The following is a 16,729-nucleotide window of genomic DNA, read 5'->3' on the forward strand; positions in this document are numbered from 1 at the left end:
TGCTTGTCGTTATCGGAAAACCGGTTCCCACTTTTCCGCTTTAAGCATTAACCCTGCTGAGCCTCTGGCACAGTGATGCCAGCCCCACGCATAAGATCAAGCATTGTATTGGCGCGCTGGCGGATATTCGCCGGGGCCAGTGTATCATTGGCAATCTGTTGATAAAGCTTGACAGCATCATCAAAACGCTCTGCTTTCCAGGCAGCAAGACCGAGGGTCTCGCGCGCACTGGAGCGCATTGGATTGCCATCTGCCGAAAGCGTTTCAACACGCTTTGCAACATCATCATAAGAACCGGAATCAACGAGCAGATAAGCTGCACGCAGACGCGCTATGTCACGCATAGGTGCCGGAATTGCATTGTCGGCAGCAACCGCGTCAAAGGCCGCTACAGCCGCGGCAACATCGCCTTTCGCAGCCAGAACGGAGGCAGAGCGCAGACGTGCCAGAACCGGATAAGAACCATAACCGGTCTTTTCAAGATCATCGAGAGCGGCAATGGCTTCATCATTCTTGCCGGCGGCGGCAAGATCAAGCGCTGCGAGGAACTTGTCACCCGAAGCCGACGCTTTGCTTTCAGCCCAGTGCTGATAACCAACCCAACCCGCCGTACCGATAACGATTGCAACAGCCGCACCGATCACAATGGGGCCGAAGTTTTTCCAAACCTGTTTCGCCCGTTCCGAACGGAGTTCCTCGTTTACCTCGCGGATGAAACTGTCGTCTGCCATGGACCTGCCACTCTGAGTGAAGCGCAATTTATAAGCTGCGCTCTTAAAACCGTTGATCTTAAATTCTATGTTCTGGCGCTTTTAATCGGAATTCGCGCCATATGTAAGACCCGAGAGCGAAATAAGCTGCACCTTACCCGAACAATCTGTATTTGTGTCCGAGCTTTGCCTTATTCAACAGCTAAAGCGTGTCGGGCTTCATCGTATCCACTGCGCTCACTTTAGCTCTTTTGTTTTATGCATGTTGTCATCGTAAAACCGGCTCCCGCTTTTCCATGACATGCTTTAACAGGCAACCTTTCCCCCAAACCAGCGTTCACCCATTCATGCGTATGTTTTCTTCCGTCCTTGCCATTGCAACCTCGCTTAATCTAGTCGCATCTGCTGCTCAGGCTGAAACGCCCAGGCCGCAATATGTGTTGATTTCGTTTGATGGTGCGCATGATAACAAACTCTGGACCCGCTCGCGGGAACTGGCGAAGAACAACAACGCGCATTTCACTTACTTCCTGTCCTGCGTTTTTCTGATGGAAAAGAAAGATCGGCGCGACTACGAGCCGCCGCACAAACGCGCGGGGGCATCCAATGTCGGCTTTGCACTAAGCCATGATGAAGTCGTGACACGCCTCGACAATATCTGGCAGGCGCATCTGGAAGGCAATGAAATCGCCAGCCATGGCTGCGGCCATTTTGACGGCACCGACTGGACGACTGCCGACTGGGACAAGGAAATCAAGGAATTCCGCCGCATCACTGCCGATGCCTACAAGAATAACGGCATTGCGGGCGAACCAGAAGGCTGGCAGGAAATGGCACAAAACGGCATTAATGGCTTCCGTGCCCCCTATCTTGCCGCATCCAAACCTGTGCAGGACGCCTTGAAAGCCAATGGTTTCCGCTATCAGGCGTCATCCATTACACGTGGGCCGGAAGCGCCAAAGATCGATGGCTCATTTGCATCTTTCGGACTGCCGCTTATTCCTGAAGGTCCCTCACAGCGGCCCATTGTTGGCATGGATTACAACCTTTATGTCCGCCATTCCAGGGGCAAGGAAGCTCCGGCACAGGCGGCTCAATTTGAAGAGCGCACTTATAAAACGTTTCGTGCAGCTTTCGACAAACAATATGATGGTGAACGTATTCCTCTCCAGCTCGGCTTTCATTTTGTACTGATGAATGACGGCGCTTACTGGCGCGCCATGGAGCGGCTTGTTTCAGAGGTCTGCAACAAACCAGACGTCAAATGCACGACCTATAATGATTATCTCAACACGATCGAGGCTGCGGGAAGCGACGCCACCCAGAAACGATCGTAATCTCCGAATACCCACCGCCTACTCACGATTGTGTTTCCGCTACGTCGCCAACGGGTATTAGTCATACTTTATAAGGGCTTCAAAACCATTCAAGCGCTTGTAAATTGAAAGAAGCTCAATAATCGTTCCCCATGATTTAATGAGATACTGGGTAGAAGATCGCACACTATCCAATGCACTTTGAATTTGGCTCATTAAACCGAGTGTCAATAAGCCAGACACAATTGAAGGGATGAGAATTATCACGGGAAACAATGCATCTGCCTGACCAAATATTGCTCGTGCAAAATTAAAATAACAATAATGTAAATACATGTGAAAATAATTTCGTCTAACATTTTTATACAACTCACGGACTGTTATCGGGCCTGCGCGATCAAACATATCTTCTCCTAGAACAAGTTCCTTACGATATGCGGCTTCCACACGTTGATTATTAAACTCCAACCCAGGCAGTTTTATCCCAACCAAAGCCAAAAAGCCGGTTCCAAATATCGCCCATATAAAGGCAGCCCACACCAAAGCGTGTGGTACATTTCCTATAAGCGGCAGCTCAGTTATCTTTCCGCCTAAGGTGGACAGCAAGGGAAGAAACACAGCTAGTGACATTACAGCCCTTACAAGCTCAACACCGAGAGCCTCCAGCGTAGAAGAGAAACGCATCGTGTCTTCTTGCACGCGTTGAGCTGCTCCTTCAACCGTCCGTAGCGTAGTCCAATGCTCCATGTAGTAATCGTTCATTGCTGTGCGCCATCGGAAAATATAATGGCTTACAAAAAAGGAACACAGAACGTCGGCAGCAACATACGCGAACGCGATGCCCGCAAAATCAAAAAGTCGAGTATAAAATTCTGATGCACGAACTTCTCCGTGCGTCGACAACGCCTTTTGAACCAAATCCAAATAAGGTCCAGTCCATTCAACGAGTGTAGAGGTAGCTACGACACCAAAATAAGTAATAAAAACGATGAAAGCGGTGCCCAAAATAGACCATTTTTGCCACCGGTGTGGGCAAAAAACAGCCCAGAGAAGAAAGAATGAAAATAAGAAAACAGTTGAATATACATATAGCCAAATAGATGACTGCGTCCAGAACCGTGCAATATTGATGATAGGCACTTCTGCCGAATTCAAGTGATGGAACCCTAACATATATCCAATTTCTCCCCCCCAATAAATCCATATTAAAACAGAAAAAAAACTCCAAACAATTGCAGATAGAAAGAAGACACGGGGGATTGGAAAGAATGAAATGAACATATTAAATTCCTTATATAAAAATATATTTCATATAAGGAATTTATTGTCAACTAATGCAAGTAAATTTATTGTATACACTATAAATTACTACCAATTTAACATTCTAAAATGGCATAAACACTATATATTCGATGAAGAAATATTTCTACTAAATCTCCACTTGAAGATTTTCCTGATCAAGCTTTGGCAGCGGTTCATTATAAATGACAGCCTCAAAGCCACGCAAGCGCTTGTAGATCGACAACAGTTCAATAATCGTCGTCCATGAGTTGACGAGATACTGAAACGACCCGCGCACCTGATCAAACACATTGAGAATCTGGTTCATCAGCCCCAGTGTCAGTTTTCCTGCGACAATCGACGGTACAAGGATCAGCGTCGGGAAAATATTGTCAGCCTGCAAATAGAAAATACGGGCCACATTGAAGTAAACATAGTGGAAGTACAGCCGGAAATAATTCTGGCGAACATTGGAGAACAGTTCTACCATTGTCAGTGGCTCGGCGCGGTGCGCATGGTCCTCGCCATAGACCAGCTCCTTACGATAAGCCGCTTCCACACGCTGATTGTTAAACTCCAGTCCCGGCAGCTTGATGCCGACCAGCGCCAGAAAGCCCGTGCCAAACAGCGCCCAGACGATTGCCGCCCACACCAGTGCATGCGGCACCAGCCCTATGATCGGCAGTTCGCTTACCTTGTCTGAAAACGAGAACAGCACAGGAAGAAACGCGATCAGCGTCATGATGGCCTTGATCAGATTTACGCCCAGCTGTTCAACGGTCGTCGAAAAGCGCATTGTATCTTCCTGCACTCGCTGCGCAGCGCCTTCGACCGAGCGTAGTTTCGGCCAGTGGCTCATGTAGAAATCGTTCATCGCCGTGCGCCAGCGGAAGATATAATGGCTGATGAAAAACGCGCTTAGGACACTAACAGTGACACCGACAAAGGCGATGCCTGCGAAATCGACCATGCTCCAATAAAAGTCAGCCGCCTGTACCGACCCAGGTGTTCCCAGCGCCTTCTGCACCATATCGTAAAACGGGCCATACCAAGCGTTGACTGCAACGCTGACTTGAACACTGAAATAGGTCGCAAACAGAATCAGAGCTGAACCGAGCACAGACCATCGCTGCCACGGATGCGGCGCAAACCATGCCCAAAACGCATAAAACGCGAACACAGCAATGGTGAAATAGATGTAAAACCAGAGGAAAGGTGCAGACAAGAATAGGCTCGCACCAATAATCGGCGCAGCATCCGCTGCCGCCGGTGGCAGACCTATAAAACTTCCGAGCGCCGCACCGCCGTCATACCAGGCAAAAATGGCAAGCAGCGACCAGACAAGCACAGATGAAAAAAACAGCTTAGGGCGCGGAAAGAATGAAACGAACATGGGGCCAACCAGATACAAGATGTTGGTCCTTATTTATTGGATAGTAAATCTTCAGTTCCAGTTAAATAATTGTAAGGTTTGTCAGAACTTATATTAAGGCGCTGAGGTGCTGACACATAACGCCTTGAAAAAAGCTAATCGCGATTTGAGCCAAACCAAAGCCAAATGAGTTTCCATCAATGTGCTTTGGCGTTAACGGCCCGCCCCGCAGCAAAGCCAATGATTGCCGTCATCAGCAGTGCAAAAGCTGCAATCAGACTTGGCGCAGTAAAGGAGCCGGTATGCTGCGCCATGAAACCCGCCACAAGCGGACCGATAATCTGACCGATGCTGAAACAAACGGTCATGCGGGCCAGTGCGCGTTTGGGTGATTGTGGCGCGAGCACGCGTGCAGCCTGAAGCCCGAATGCAGTCAGTGCCATGAAAGTGAGGCCCAGCAATGTGCCTCCAATCAACGGTCCCCATGCAGGTGGAAGCAATACGCTCGCAGCAACACCGGCGGCTTCTATGAGAGCTGTCATGGCAAAAGCTGAAAACAGGCCGAATTTGCGGATCGCAGGCGACCATAACCATATCGAGGGCGCAGCGCAGAGCCCAGTCAGCACCCACACCCCTGCCTCCATCAATCCACCGCCCTCATTGGCGCGAACAATCGCGATGATGAAGGTTGCAGTGATCACATAGCCGAAGCCAAAAATGCCATAGGCTATTGAAATTGCGTTAAAAGCAAAGCTGTTTGGCAGTGCGGGTTCGCGCTTGCCATCATTTCCGCCAAGTGGGCCCTCTTTCACAAGGGCGACCACCAGAACCGCCAGGATCACGCTCAGAACCGCTGCCCCGATCCAGTCCATTCGCCAGTCAAAACCGAGATAACGGGTAACGGCTACAAGCACTGCTGAGAGTGCAATACCAGCCCCCACACCGCCAAAATGCAATGCGCCAAAGCCTGAGCGTTCCGCAGCGTTGATGTGGCTAAGTACGATTGCAGTTACAAGAATCATTGTTACAGCACTGACGAAACCCGCAGCAAAACGAATGACCGAGAAGAGCCAAACGCCTTCGACCATCGCCATGAATGCACAAAGTGCAGCACTTGAAACCAAGCCTGCAAGAACACTTGGCCGTTCAATCCCCGCTGACCAGCCATAACCTGCAACAATCGCACCCAACAGATAGCCAACATAATTGGAAGAAGCGATGAAGCCTGCATCGGCAGCATTAAACCCGGCATCCACCATCATGCCGGGTAAAATGGGCGTATAGATGAAACGACCGATACCCATCACCGCAATCATCGCGAAAAAGCCTCCAAGGGCATAGCGGAGGGCGTATTTGTGTGAGTCTGGCTGGGGCGGTGTTTTGTTCATGGCGTGGAAAATACGCCTCGCTTATCAGCATACAATTGAATTTTTCTGATGAGACGAATTACAGAAACTAGGCCAGAGGTGTTGCTGTATCAGCATTTTTCGGATGCACCGGCACACTGTCCGGCTGGGCCGAATGCAGGAAATGCAGCAGCATTTCATTGACCGATTGCAGGCGGAAAGCTGCATCGCGCCAGCTAAAGTCAATATCGTCTGGCACGGGTAGCAGACGCTCTGGCAGCTCGCCTTCATTGAGATTGCAATTATGGATAACCACTTGCAATGATTGCGCAATCCACTCCGGCGGCGCGGCTTCTTTTTTGCGCAAAGCATTTCCAAGGGCTTCGCCGAACAGCAATGCAGATGCATAAAGACGAATGCCGCGACGATCATAGCGCCCTGCCATTTCGCTGACTTCACGCGCTACAAGCCGTCCACGTAAAGACCAGCGCGCATTGGAGCGGGCGAGTGCAATACCGTCACCCAGCGCATTGACCGCGCGCTGTGCCTGCGTGAAGTGGTTGATGGCGCTTTGGGCATGGGCAACATCATGTTTTTCCACCGCTATTGCCGATTGTTTCAAGCCCTTCAGGAGCGTGTCCACCAATCCCCTTACGGCGCGATCAATGAGCCTCACCGGATCGGGTGTCATCAAAATCTGGCTGAACAAAAGTCCGACACCCGCACCCACCAGAACATCAATAAGTCGTGTCATTCCAGCGACTTGTGGCCCCATGGCCAGAACAAGAATGGCGGAAACGCCGGACTGGATAGCGATGGCGGGCGCCAGGCCAAACGTCGTCGCAATCACCATGGCAATGCAGGTGACGACACTCATATGCAGCACCATAATCGTATCAGGTATGAACAGCGATAATTCCCCGACAATCACGCCGGTCGTAACGCCCGCGACGACACCAATCGCCTGTTTACCGTGATTGGGGAGATTGGGGGCAAGGCAGATCACCGCCGTAACCATCGCAAAAACAGGGCGTGGCTGACCAAGCAGCCACTGACAAATAAGCCAAGCCAAGCCTCCACCAATAGAGGCAATCAGCGCATCGCGCCAACTGACCGACCATTGCTGAAAGACCCTGTCAATTCGCTTATTCATGAACGGCCTGCCCCGTTAAGCATCAACACAAAGATACAATTTAAGGCAGAGTTTCAAATAGTTAAGCCTTGAAAAACTCTTCGTACTGGTCCGGCTTGAAACCGACCGTCAGCTTGCCGTCCTTATCGAGAACCGGCCGCTTGACCATGGAAGGCTGCGCCAGCATCAACGCGCGAGCTTTGGCAGCATCGACATTCTGGCGCTCTTCTTCAGGCAGTTTGCGAAAGGTGGTGCCTGCGCGATTGAGCAGCTTTTCCCATTCTATCGTTTTCAAGAAGCGATCAATTGTTGCGGCATCCAGACCGTCCTTCTTATAGTCGTGAAAGGCATAATCAATGTCATGATCTTCAAGCCAGCTACGCGCCTTCTTCATCGTGTCACAGGCCTTGATACCGTAGATGGTCACGCTCATTATCGACTCCTTTGATCTTGTGCCGCGATCAAAAGCCATCCATCAAACTGTTGCAACCCCTATCTCACATAAAGAACAATCAAGCCGTTTCGCCGTATTCTCGCCATAAAATCGCCACTGAAAATATAATCTCAACATCAGATTGCCACCGGAATAATCACCTTTTCAGTCGCGAAAAGGGATTTTCAAGCTTATTTCTGACTTTCTTTTTCGAGCAGTTCACGTTTGCGTTCAACGCCCCAGCGATACCCGGACAATCCTCCATCATTTCGCACGACACGATGGCAAGGAACGGCAACCGCAATCTTGTTGGCACCACATGCCTGCGCCACGGCGCGGGTCGATTTCGGCAGGCCAATCCTCTTGGCGAGTTCGCTATAGCTCACTGTGTTGCCAAGCGGAATGTCGCGCAAGGCTTGCCAGACCCGTTGCTGGAAAGTTGTGCCCCTCAGATCAAGCGGCAGGTCAAAACCGATGCCAGGATTTTCAACAAAGCCAATCACCTGTGCAATGCGATCCTCGAAATCACGATCGGCACCGACGAGATGCGCTTTCGGGAACCGCTTTTCCAGATCGATAATCAGCTCCTGCGGATCATCGCCCATCAGAACGGCGCAGACCCCCTTGCCACTCATTGCCACAAGAACGGCGCCAAGGGTGGATTGTCCAATGGCAAAGCGGATGGTTTCGTTTTCGCCGCCTGACTTAAAAGCTTTTGGTTTCATGCCGAGAATTTTATCTGAGGCTTCATAGAAACGGCTGGAAGAATTAAAGCCCGCTTCATAGATGGCATCGGTGACGCGGTTGTTATCTTTAAGCACGTCACGCATTTTGTTCGCGCGATGCGAATCTGCATAGGCTTTGGGTGTAAGACCTGTGAAGCTTTTGAAAATGCGATGGAAATGCGCGGGGCTTGCGCCTGCGGCGCGTGCTATATCGTCGAGTGAAGGTACTTCCTCGGCATTCTCCATAAAGCGACAAGCAAGCGCGACCATATCGGCATAACGCGCAGTGTTTTGTGTCTCAAGCGTTGCATCAACATGCGGTTTGCAACGCATACAGGGGCGAAAGCCTGCCCGTTCGGCATCTTCGCAAGCAGCAAAGAACTGAACATTCTCACGTTTTCCGCGTCGCGACGGGCATGACGGGCGACAATAGATACCCGTCGTGCGAACTGCATAGACGAACTCTCCGTCAGATGCTTTGTCACGCGAAAGCACCTTTTGCCAACGGCTTTCGTCTGTGCTGTGGGTCAATGTCATCAGGTTCATGTCCGTTTCCCTTCTTACTATGAAGGAAAGCTATTCCCTGACAAGAGAAACAACACTCCGCTGCTTGCTTTCAAATTATGACTTACGCGCTTCTCTAATTGCGTCGATCAGATTTTGCTCCTTCATCACGCCGCCATAAAGCCGGGTGCCGATAACAAAGGACGGCGTTCCACTGAAATTGAAAGCCTCGCCCTGCTCCATATTTCGCGCGAGAATGCCGTCAATGCGGGCCGCATCCGCTTTGTAATCAGCTTCGAGCCTGTTTGGGTCAAGGCCAGCTTTTTTCAGGGCTGCGTCGGTCTGCTCCTTGGTCAGCCGACCGGGTGTCAACATCATGGCTTCCATAGCTTTGACGTAATTTCCAGTCTTTTCGGCTGCCAGCACCAGACGCGCCGGATAGGCTGAGTTATCACCGAAAATGATCCAGTCTTTGAGCACCAGACGCACATTGCCGTCTTTCTCGACAACGCGCATCAGCTCGGCATGGCCTTTTTTACAGTAAGGGCACTGATAGTCGAAATACTCGACAATCGTGACATCGCCATTGGGATTGCCTAGGACCGGGATTTCCTTGTCATAGAGAACATCGGCGACGCTGGGTACGCGCTGGGCGAAGCTCTCACCGCCAGAAAATGCAAGTGTTGCGGCACCGACTACGGTTGTAGCGAGCATCTGGCGGCGGTTCATCATCAGCTTTCTCCTTGGCCGGACTGGGATTTACTCAGGACCACAACGCGGCTTCCGGGGGAAACACGCTTATGAAGGTCGAGAATGTCCTGATTGAAAAGACGAATACAGCCCGACGAAGCAGCCTTGCCGATTGACCAGGGTTCGTTGGTGCCGTGGATGCGATAGAGCGTGTCCTTGCCATCGCGATAAAGATAGAGCGCACGCGCGCCAAGCGGATTGCGAATGCCGCCTTCCAGACCATTGGCGTATTTTGCGTAATGATCTGGATTGCGCTTGATCATGTTCTGCGTTGGTGTCCAGCGCGGCCATTGCGCCTTGTAAGCAACCTGTGCCTCGCCGCTGAATGTAAGCCCGGCACGGCCCACGCCAACGGAATAACGCATGGCCTTGCCGCCGGGCTGCACGAGATAAAGATAGCGCTTATAGGGATCGACGATAATGGTGCCGACCGGATGGCTGGTCTGATAATCGACCTGCTTACGCAGATTGCGCGGTGCAATCTTGCTCAGATCGAGCGCTGCAATATGATTGCCGCCATCCGTGACAGCGCCATACATCACTTCATATTCGCTCTTCGCTGTCTGAACTTCCGGCTCTGGCAGAGGCTCGACAACAGGTGCAGCAGCCACAGGCTCCGGTGCGAGCACAACCGGCTGTGGCATGTTAACAACCACGGGTCTTTCAGATGTGGTCGAACAGGCTGCAACAGCCAGCGGCAGAAGGCCGATTGCGATCATTCGCACAAGCAAGCGCGCCGGCTTTTTCCTTTGATGATATGTCGTCAATTTCCCCGTCCCCAATGTCCCCGAGCCATGATCAATCCTAAAAACCTTGTTTCTGGCCGGCATGAATAAGCCCGACCGAGTGTTCAATCATTGCTGGCGAAACGTCGCCAACCAAGCGTGTTCCTTCAGGCTCCTTGCTGGCATTATTGAAGAAAACCATGGTCGGCGGACCTGCCACTTTGAGCTTTGCCATAAGCTCGGCATTGCCCGCATTGAGCTCGGAAACATCCGCCTTGATAAGCTGATATCCACCAAGCGCTTTCTTGACGCCTGCATCCGGCAACACGCGCCGCTCCACAGTGGAGCAGCTTACGCACCAGTCTGCCGTGAAATAGACCAGCGTCGGCTTATCGCCGTGCGCCGCGTCCAGTTTTTCCTGAAGGGCAGAAACCGTTTCAACCGGCGCGAATCGCAACGCGGCTGAAACATGGTTAACATCACGATTAGCTAATGCTGCCAGCGGTTGCAACGGATCGCGACCACCCGATGACACGCCAATCATCAGGATGACGCCATATACAAAGGCAGCCGTGCCAAGCGTGCGAGCAACAAGGTTGCGGTCCGGGATTTTGAGAAATGCAAAGCACGCCACGCCAAACAGCAACAAGGCCCATAGAACCATATCCACGCCTGATGGCAGCAAGGGTGCGGCCATGAAAATAGCGGTGGCGAGGAAACCAAAACCGAATAGCTGCTTGACCAGCTCCATCCACGCGCCTGCACGTGGCAAGGTGCCTGCACCCGCCGTTGCAACAGCAATTAGCGGCAGGCCTTTACCGATGCCAAGCGCAAAGAGCGCGCCGGCGCCAAGTGCTACGTTAGCCGTCTGTGCGATGTAGAGCAGCGCACCAGCCAGCGGTGCCGTGACACAAGGACCGACAATCAGGACCGAGGAAAAACCAAGAATCGCAGCAGAGCGTTTGGACCCGGTGCGCTTATTTCCAGTGCCTTGGCCGGTTTTCGCAGAGATTGCACTGACCCAGGAGGATGGTAGCTGTAGCTGGAACAGGCCAAACATTGAAAGAGCAAGCAGTGTGAAGATGCCAGCCAGTGCAAGCGCCATCCATTTGGATTGCAGCACCATTTGCAGGTTCTGGCCCGACCAGCCTGCAATCGCACCGATGACGGCAAAACCAAGTGCAAGACTGAACACATAAGTGCTGGAGAGCACGAAGCCGCGCTTGGCATTCAGTTTTTCACCTTCCCGCGCCAATGTTCCCGCAACAATCGGATAAATTGGAAATACGCAAGGCGTGAAGGCCAGCAACACGCCAAAGACAAGGAAAGCCGCGATCACCAGTGCTGAACCGCCCTGATCGAGAAGACTTTCGATCATGCCCTTTTCAGGCGCGAGCGCGAAAGCTTTGCTACCGGTCACTGGAGCGGATGCGGCTGTAAATACAGCGCCGTTCGTAAATGCTTTGCCCATCTGCGAACCGACGGCTAACGTCACGGGATCAATCATGCGCGTTTCGGGACGATAACAGATACCGTCTTCCTGACACCCCTGATAGGTAAGCCGAATGGGTTCGCTGCTCACCGGAACACTGGCACTTGTTCGCGTGTAATAGACTTCAAGCCGCCCGAAATTCGGATCGTCCTTGGCGATGCCCGGTTGCGTATCAACCGTGAGTTTTACGCCTTTCGCATCGTGTGCTTCGATATGATCGCGATAGAGATAATAGCCCTCAGCAATCTGCCAGTTCAGCAGGAGTCGGTTGTCGCCATCTTTTGCAACATTCAAACGAAAAGCATCATCGACCGGCAGCGGATTTGCAGCCAGAACAGGGGAAAGGGCAAATATAAAAAAAGCAGCAAGTATTGCGAAAAAGCGCATTCGGGTTATTCCGGGTAATCTGATTCCAAGAAATGAATTCAGTTGTAAAAAGCAAATGCTGTCGTCACCTTAAGGCAGCCTTAAGCTGGCAAAGCGAGAAGCCGCTTACAGACCAAACACGGCGGAAACAGGAAGACACATGCGCATTCTGGTGGTTGAAGATGATGCAATCCTGCTCGACGGGCTTTCCGTGGGGCTGGGATTGGCTGGATTCACCGTGGATGGCGTTGCAAACTGTGGCGACGCGGAAGCTGCCCTTTCAACGCAGAACTACAACGCAGTGGTGCTCGACCTCATGTTGCCGGATGGCTCGGGCCTCGACATCCTGAAATCCATGCGCCAGGCGCGGGATGAAACCCCGGTCCTTTTGCTGACCGCACGCGATCAGGTGCCCGAGCGCATTGCAGGACTTGATGCAGGAGCCGATGATTATGTTGGCAAACCCTTCGATCTGCATGAGCTTGCAGCGCGTGTGCGTGCGATTGCCCGGCGCGGTAACGGGCGTGCAAGTGCCACGCTTGAATGGCAGGGCGTAGAGCTTGATCCTGCTGAAATGTCGACTCAGTTCAAGGGTGAGCCACTCCGTCTTACCCGCCGAGAATTTTCAATACTACGCAGTTTGATGGAGCGCCCGACGGCGACCGTTTCCAAGTCGTCGCTTGAAGAAGCGCTTTATGGCTGGCAGGAAGAAGTCGAAAGCAACGCGGTTGAGGTGCATATTCATCATCTGCGGTCCAAACTTGGCTCCAGTTTCATCGAGACCGTGCGCGGTGTCGGCTACCGGCTTGGCGGAGCACAGACATGAATTCCATTCGCAGCCGCCTGACAGGCATATTGATCGGTGTCACCTGTCTCGTCTGGGTATTTGCCGTTATCTGGATTCATGTGAGTACAGAATCCCGACTTGAAAAAGTACTGGATGCCCGACTGATGGAAGCAGCCCGCATGGTCAACTCGATGTTGACCGAAAGGCGCGTCGAAATGGGGCCTAATGGAAATGGCGGACAACTTTCACTCAAGCCTTTGCCCGATTTTCCGCTCTATGACAGGCAGCTTTTCTGTCAGATATGGGCGATTGACGGCCGACTGGTGGGCCGGTCTGAAAGCGCTCCGGGCGTCCGACTGACCAATGTTGCCAATGGCTTTTCGGATACGGTTGTTGCAGGCGATCGCTGGCGGGTTTTCGCGGTTGAAAACACGCAGCTTGGTTTGCGTGTCATGGTGGCCGACAGCCTTTCTGTACGCGAGCGGCTTGTGCAAAATGTGGTAGCCGGTGTGGTTCTGCCCGCTCTGTTGCTGCTCCCGATTCTTGCCATCCTGATCTGGCTTTGCGTGCGACGGGGCCTTAATCCGCTAAGCAGTCTGGCCAGTACCTTGTCCAAGCGCGACGCGCGGGATTTGCAGCCACTGCCGGAAGAAAGGCTGCCTTCCGAAATCGCGCCCGCAGTGTCCGCCTTGAACGACCTTTTCCATCGGGTTGAAGAGGCGCGTGAACGTGAGCGCAATTTCGCTATTTTTGCTGCGCATGAACTGAAAACACCGCTTGCGGGCCTGAAAACACAGGCGCAAATCGCCGAAGGCGCCAAAGACGACGCCATGCGCATGAATGCAGTCCGCCATATTGCTGCAGGTGTTGATCGTACCAGTCGTCTCGTCAATCAGTTACTGGATCTGGCAGCGCTTGAGACCGGCGACGAGATCGAGCCACCCGCACCAGAGCCCGCGTGCCAGCTGCTTGTCTCGATTTCAACCGATATGCGCATGCTTGCAGCCCATCGGGGCGTGAAGATCGAATTGCCTAACAATCTGCCGCTTGTCACAATGCAATATCCGCATCTCTTCACCCTGGCCTTGCGCAATCTCATTGAGAACGCCGTCAATCATTCGCCTGAAGGCGGGTCTGTGCGATGCGGTCTTCAACTGGATGGCGATAGCGTTGTTCTCACCGTCGAGGATGATGGACCCGGCATTTCGCCTGAAGATATGGAGCATGTGACGGAGCGCTTTTATCGCGGTGCAAACAGAAGCAAAAACGGCAGCGGATTGGGGCTGGCGATCGTGAAGATGGCAGCAACCCGGATGGGCGGTGAGGTAGCACTTCATAATCGCCCGGAAGGCGGCTTGCGGGCGATGGTCATTATCCACGCACAGGCCTCAATTTAACCCCTAGATCTTGTGGGTTGACGGAAAATGCGCCCGCTGTAATATGCAATTGCAAACGATTTGCAATTAAGGTCAATATAATTTGCGTTCTTTCAGGCATAGATTTTGAGCAAAAAGGCCGCGACTGTCCATGCTGTTCAATCCCCATACGGGGCCACAAGCCTCACAGCTCTTGTCAAAGTCTCTCCCCTCTTTTGGCAAGCAGCGAGCATTGGCAGTCAAAGCAATTTTAAGACGGGCCGGGTTACGCCCGACCCGTCAGCGTATAGCTCTCGGCTCCCTGCTTTTCGTCGAAACGCATCGGCACATAACGCCGGGTATGTTGAATGAAGAAGCTCTGCTGCTTGGGGAAAAACTATCGGTTGCAACAGTTTACAACACGCTTAATCAATTTGCCGATGCAGGACTCATCCGCAAAATCAGCATTCACGGCGAGCGCACCTATTTCGACACTGACACAGGCGATCATGCGCATTTCTACATTTGCGATCAGGATCAGATAGTCGATATCGCATCTGGTGATATCGGTATCGGTCCGCTGCCTGTGCCTCCCGCAGGTTACAAGATCAGCAAGGTGGACGTCCTGATCCATCTCGTGCCCGAGACTACCCCCTCCTGACTTCCGCGAACTCCCAATTCGTCGCACCCCAATCAATTCTTGTTTGATTTAGATCAATGACACTCGTGCACAAAAAGCCGATAGAACACCTATCGCTATAGTTGTCTTTTTCGGGGCAGCTTCTGACTTGTGCTGCGAGGGGATTACATGAACTACGCCGCTGGAACAGTCCTGTCTGGTCTGGGAGCACTTTTTGCTGTGCTTCTGGCCGGACTTTCTCATGATGAGTTGTTCAGAATCCATATGTGGATTTTGTTCGCCGTACTCGCCATTTTCACCATTCTGCTGATGCGCAATGCCGATTACAGCCTGAAGTCCAAGAAAGTCGACCAGTCGACATATATGGACGGGCCAGTGCGCTATGGCGTCATCGCAACCGTCTTCTGGGGCGTTGTTGGCTTTCTTGTCGGGGTGCTAATCGCAGCACAGCTCGCCTTCCCCGATCTGAACCTGGAGCCTTATTTCAATTTCGGTCGCCTGCGTCCATTGCATACGTCCGGGGTCGTGTTTGCATTTGGCGGCAATATCCTGCTTGCATCATCCTTCTATGTTGTGCAGCGCACCTGTCGCGCACGCCTGTTTGGCGGCGATCTCGCATGGTTCGTGTTCTGGGGTTATCAGCTTTTCATCGTGATGGCTGCGACCGGCTATCTGCTCGGCATTACGCAGTCGCGCGAATATGCTGAACCGGAATGGTATGTCGACATCTGGCTGACGATCGTCTGGGTTGCCTATCTTGCTGTTTTCTTGGGCACCGTGCTCAAGCGCAAAGAACCGCATATCTATGTGGCAAACTGGTTCTATCTGTCATTCATTATCACAATCGCCATGTTGCACATCGTCAACAATCTGGCGATCCCGGTTTCGTTCCTTGGCGTGAAGAGCTATTCGGCTTTCGCAGGCGTTCAGGATGCGGTGACGCAGTGGTGGTATGGTCATAACGCTGTGGCGTTCTTCCTGACCGTGCCGTTCCTCGCCATGATGTATTACTTCGTGCCGAAGCAGGCAAACCGCCCGATCTATTCATACCGTCTGTCGATCGTACACTTCTGGTCGATCATTTTCCTCTACATCTGGGCTGGTCCGCACCACCTGCATTACACGGCTGTTCCCGATTGGGCACAGACGCTCGGCATGGTGTTCTCGATCATGCTCTGGATGCCTTCTTGGGGTGGTATGATCAACGGTCTGATGACGCTCTCGGGCGCCTGGGACAAGGTTCGTACCGATCCGATCATCCGTCTGATGGTTGCTGCTATCGCCTTCTACGGCATGGCAACGTTTGAAGGTCCAATGCTGTCGATCAAGGCTGTCAACTCGCTCTCGCACTACACAGACTGGACCATTGGTCACGTTCATGCGGGTGCGCTTGGCTGGAACGGCATGATCACCTTTGCGGCTGTCTACTACCTGACACCAAAGCTGTGGAACCGTGAACGCCTCTATTCGATCCGTATGGTCAACTGGCACTTCTGGCTCGCTACACTCGGCATCGTGCTCTACGCCGCCGCCATGTGGGTTGCCGGCATCCAGCAGGGTCTGATGTGGCGCGAATATGACAGCCAGGGCTTCCTCGTCTACTCGTTCGTCGAAACCGTTGCGGCCATGTTCCCTTACTACGTCATCCGTACACTGGGCGGTGTGCTCTACCTCGCCGGTGGACTGGTGATGGCCTGGAACGTCTATCAGACCATTCGCGGAAACCTGCGCAAGGAAGCCCCTATGGGCGGTGCGCAGCCTGTGGTTGGCGCAACTGTTCAGCCAGCCGAATAAG

At 52.5% G+C, this 16,729-nt stretch carries 15 protein-coding genes; 5 read left to right on the forward strand and 10 right to left on the reverse strand.

Annotation, left to right across the window (positions count from 1 at the left end; genetic code table 11):
- Window positions 1-47: 47 nt before the first annotated feature.
- Window positions 48-731: a tetratricopeptide repeat protein gene (locus tag H5024_RS10430; protein ID WP_187546181.1), complete on the reverse strand. Its 684-nt coding sequence runs from the start codon at window positions 729-731 to the stop codon at window positions 48-50.
- A gap of 326 nt (window positions 732-1,057) precedes the next feature.
- Between H5024_RS10430 and H5024_RS10435 the strand changes: the two genes are divergently transcribed.
- Complete coding sequence (locus H5024_RS10435; protein WP_187546183.1) at window positions 1,058-2,047, forward strand: polysaccharide deacetylase; 990 nt, start codon at window positions 1,058-1,060, stop codon at window positions 2,045-2,047.
- Between the two features lie 57 nt (window positions 2,048-2,104).
- Here H5024_RS10435 and sbmA (H5024_RS10440) read toward each other — a convergent pair whose 3' ends face one another.
- From sbmA (H5024_RS10440) to dsbD, 9 genes are all read right to left on the reverse strand, one after another.
- Complete coding sequence (gene sbmA, locus H5024_RS10440; RefSeq protein WP_187546185.1) at window positions 2,105-3,307, reverse strand: peptide antibiotic transporter SbmA; 1,203 nt, start codon at window positions 3,305-3,307, stop codon at window positions 2,105-2,107.
- Between the two features lie 148 nt (window positions 3,308-3,455).
- A complete protein-coding gene (sbmA, locus tag H5024_RS10445) occupies window positions 3,456-4,700 on the reverse strand; it encodes a peptide antibiotic transporter SbmA (RefSeq protein ID WP_187546187.1) in 1,245 nt (414 codons plus the stop codon).
- A gap of 176 nt (window positions 4,701-4,876) precedes the next feature.
- Complete coding sequence (locus tag H5024_RS10450; RefSeq protein WP_187546189.1) at window positions 4,877-6,067, reverse strand: YbfB/YjiJ family MFS transporter; 1,191 nt, start codon at window positions 6,065-6,067, stop codon at window positions 4,877-4,879.
- Window positions 6,068-6,134: 67 nt separating this feature from the next.
- Window positions 6,135-7,178: an FUSC family protein gene (locus H5024_RS10455; protein WP_187546192.1), complete on the reverse strand. Its 1,044-nt coding sequence runs from the start codon at window positions 7,176-7,178 to the stop codon at window positions 6,135-6,137.
- Between the two features lie 61 nt (window positions 7,179-7,239).
- Window positions 7,240-7,590, reverse strand: coding sequence for an ArsC family reductase (locus tag H5024_RS10460; protein ID WP_187546194.1), 351 nt, complete (start codon window positions 7,588-7,590; stop codon window positions 7,240-7,242).
- 191 nt (window positions 7,591-7,781) lie between these two features.
- Window positions 7,782-8,861 carry a bifunctional DNA-binding transcriptional regulator/O6-methylguanine-DNA methyltransferase Ada gene (ada, locus tag H5024_RS10465; protein WP_187546196.1) on the reverse strand — a complete coding sequence of 360 codons (1,080 nt, stop codon included), beginning with the start codon at window positions 8,859-8,861 and terminating at the stop codon, window positions 7,782-7,784.
- A 75-nt stretch (window positions 8,862-8,936) separates the two neighbouring features.
- Window positions 8,937-9,551 carry a DsbA family protein gene (locus tag H5024_RS10470; RefSeq protein WP_187546198.1) on the reverse strand — a complete coding sequence of 205 codons (615 nt, stop codon included), beginning with the start codon at window positions 9,549-9,551 and terminating at the stop codon, window positions 8,937-8,939.
- Window positions 9,551-10,288, reverse strand: a complete 738-nt coding sequence (locus tag H5024_RS10475; protein WP_187546773.1) for a L,D-transpeptidase — start codon at window positions 10,286-10,288, stop codon at window positions 9,551-9,553. Before H5024_RS10475 ends, H5024_RS10470 begins: the two co-directional genes overlap by 1 nt.
- A gap of 85 nt (window positions 10,289-10,373) precedes the next feature.
- Window positions 10,374-12,173 carry a protein-disulfide reductase DsbD gene (gene dsbD / locus H5024_RS10480; RefSeq protein WP_187546200.1) on the reverse strand — a complete coding sequence of 600 codons (1,800 nt, stop codon included), beginning with the start codon at window positions 12,171-12,173 and terminating at the stop codon, window positions 10,374-10,376.
- 139 nt (window positions 12,174-12,312) lie between these two features.
- On the opposite strand from dsbD, the gene H5024_RS10485 reads away from it, so the two are divergent.
- The 4 genes from H5024_RS10485 (at window position 12,313) to ccoN (ending at window position 16,728) form a co-directional block, all read left to right on the forward strand.
- Window positions 12,313-12,978: a response regulator gene (locus tag H5024_RS10485; RefSeq protein WP_187546202.1), complete on the forward strand. Its 666-nt coding sequence runs from the start codon at window positions 12,313-12,315 to the stop codon at window positions 12,976-12,978.
- Window positions 12,975-14,336, forward strand: a complete 1,362-nt coding sequence (locus H5024_RS10490; RefSeq protein ID WP_187546204.1) for an ATP-binding protein — start codon at window positions 12,975-12,977, stop codon at window positions 14,334-14,336. The genes H5024_RS10485 and H5024_RS10490 overlap by 4 nt, the downstream gene beginning before the upstream one ends.
- A gap of 211 nt (window positions 14,337-14,547) precedes the next feature.
- Window positions 14,548-14,955 carry an iron response transcriptional regulator IrrA gene (gene irrA / locus H5024_RS10495; protein WP_247875231.1) on the forward strand — a complete coding sequence of 136 codons (408 nt, stop codon included), beginning with the start codon at window positions 14,548-14,550 and terminating at the stop codon, window positions 14,953-14,955.
- Window positions 14,956-15,102: 147 nt separating this feature from the next.
- Window positions 15,103-16,728, forward strand: coding sequence for a cytochrome-c oxidase, cbb3-type subunit I (gene ccoN, locus H5024_RS10500; protein ID WP_187546209.1), 1,626 nt, complete (start codon window positions 15,103-15,105; stop codon window positions 16,726-16,728).
- The last annotated feature ends 1 nt before the right edge of the window (window position 16,729 follow it).

Source organism: Ochrobactrum sp. Marseille-Q0166 (assembly GCF_014397025.1).
Classification (GTDB): domain Bacteria; phylum Pseudomonadota; class Alphaproteobacteria; order Rhizobiales; family Rhizobiaceae; genus Brucella.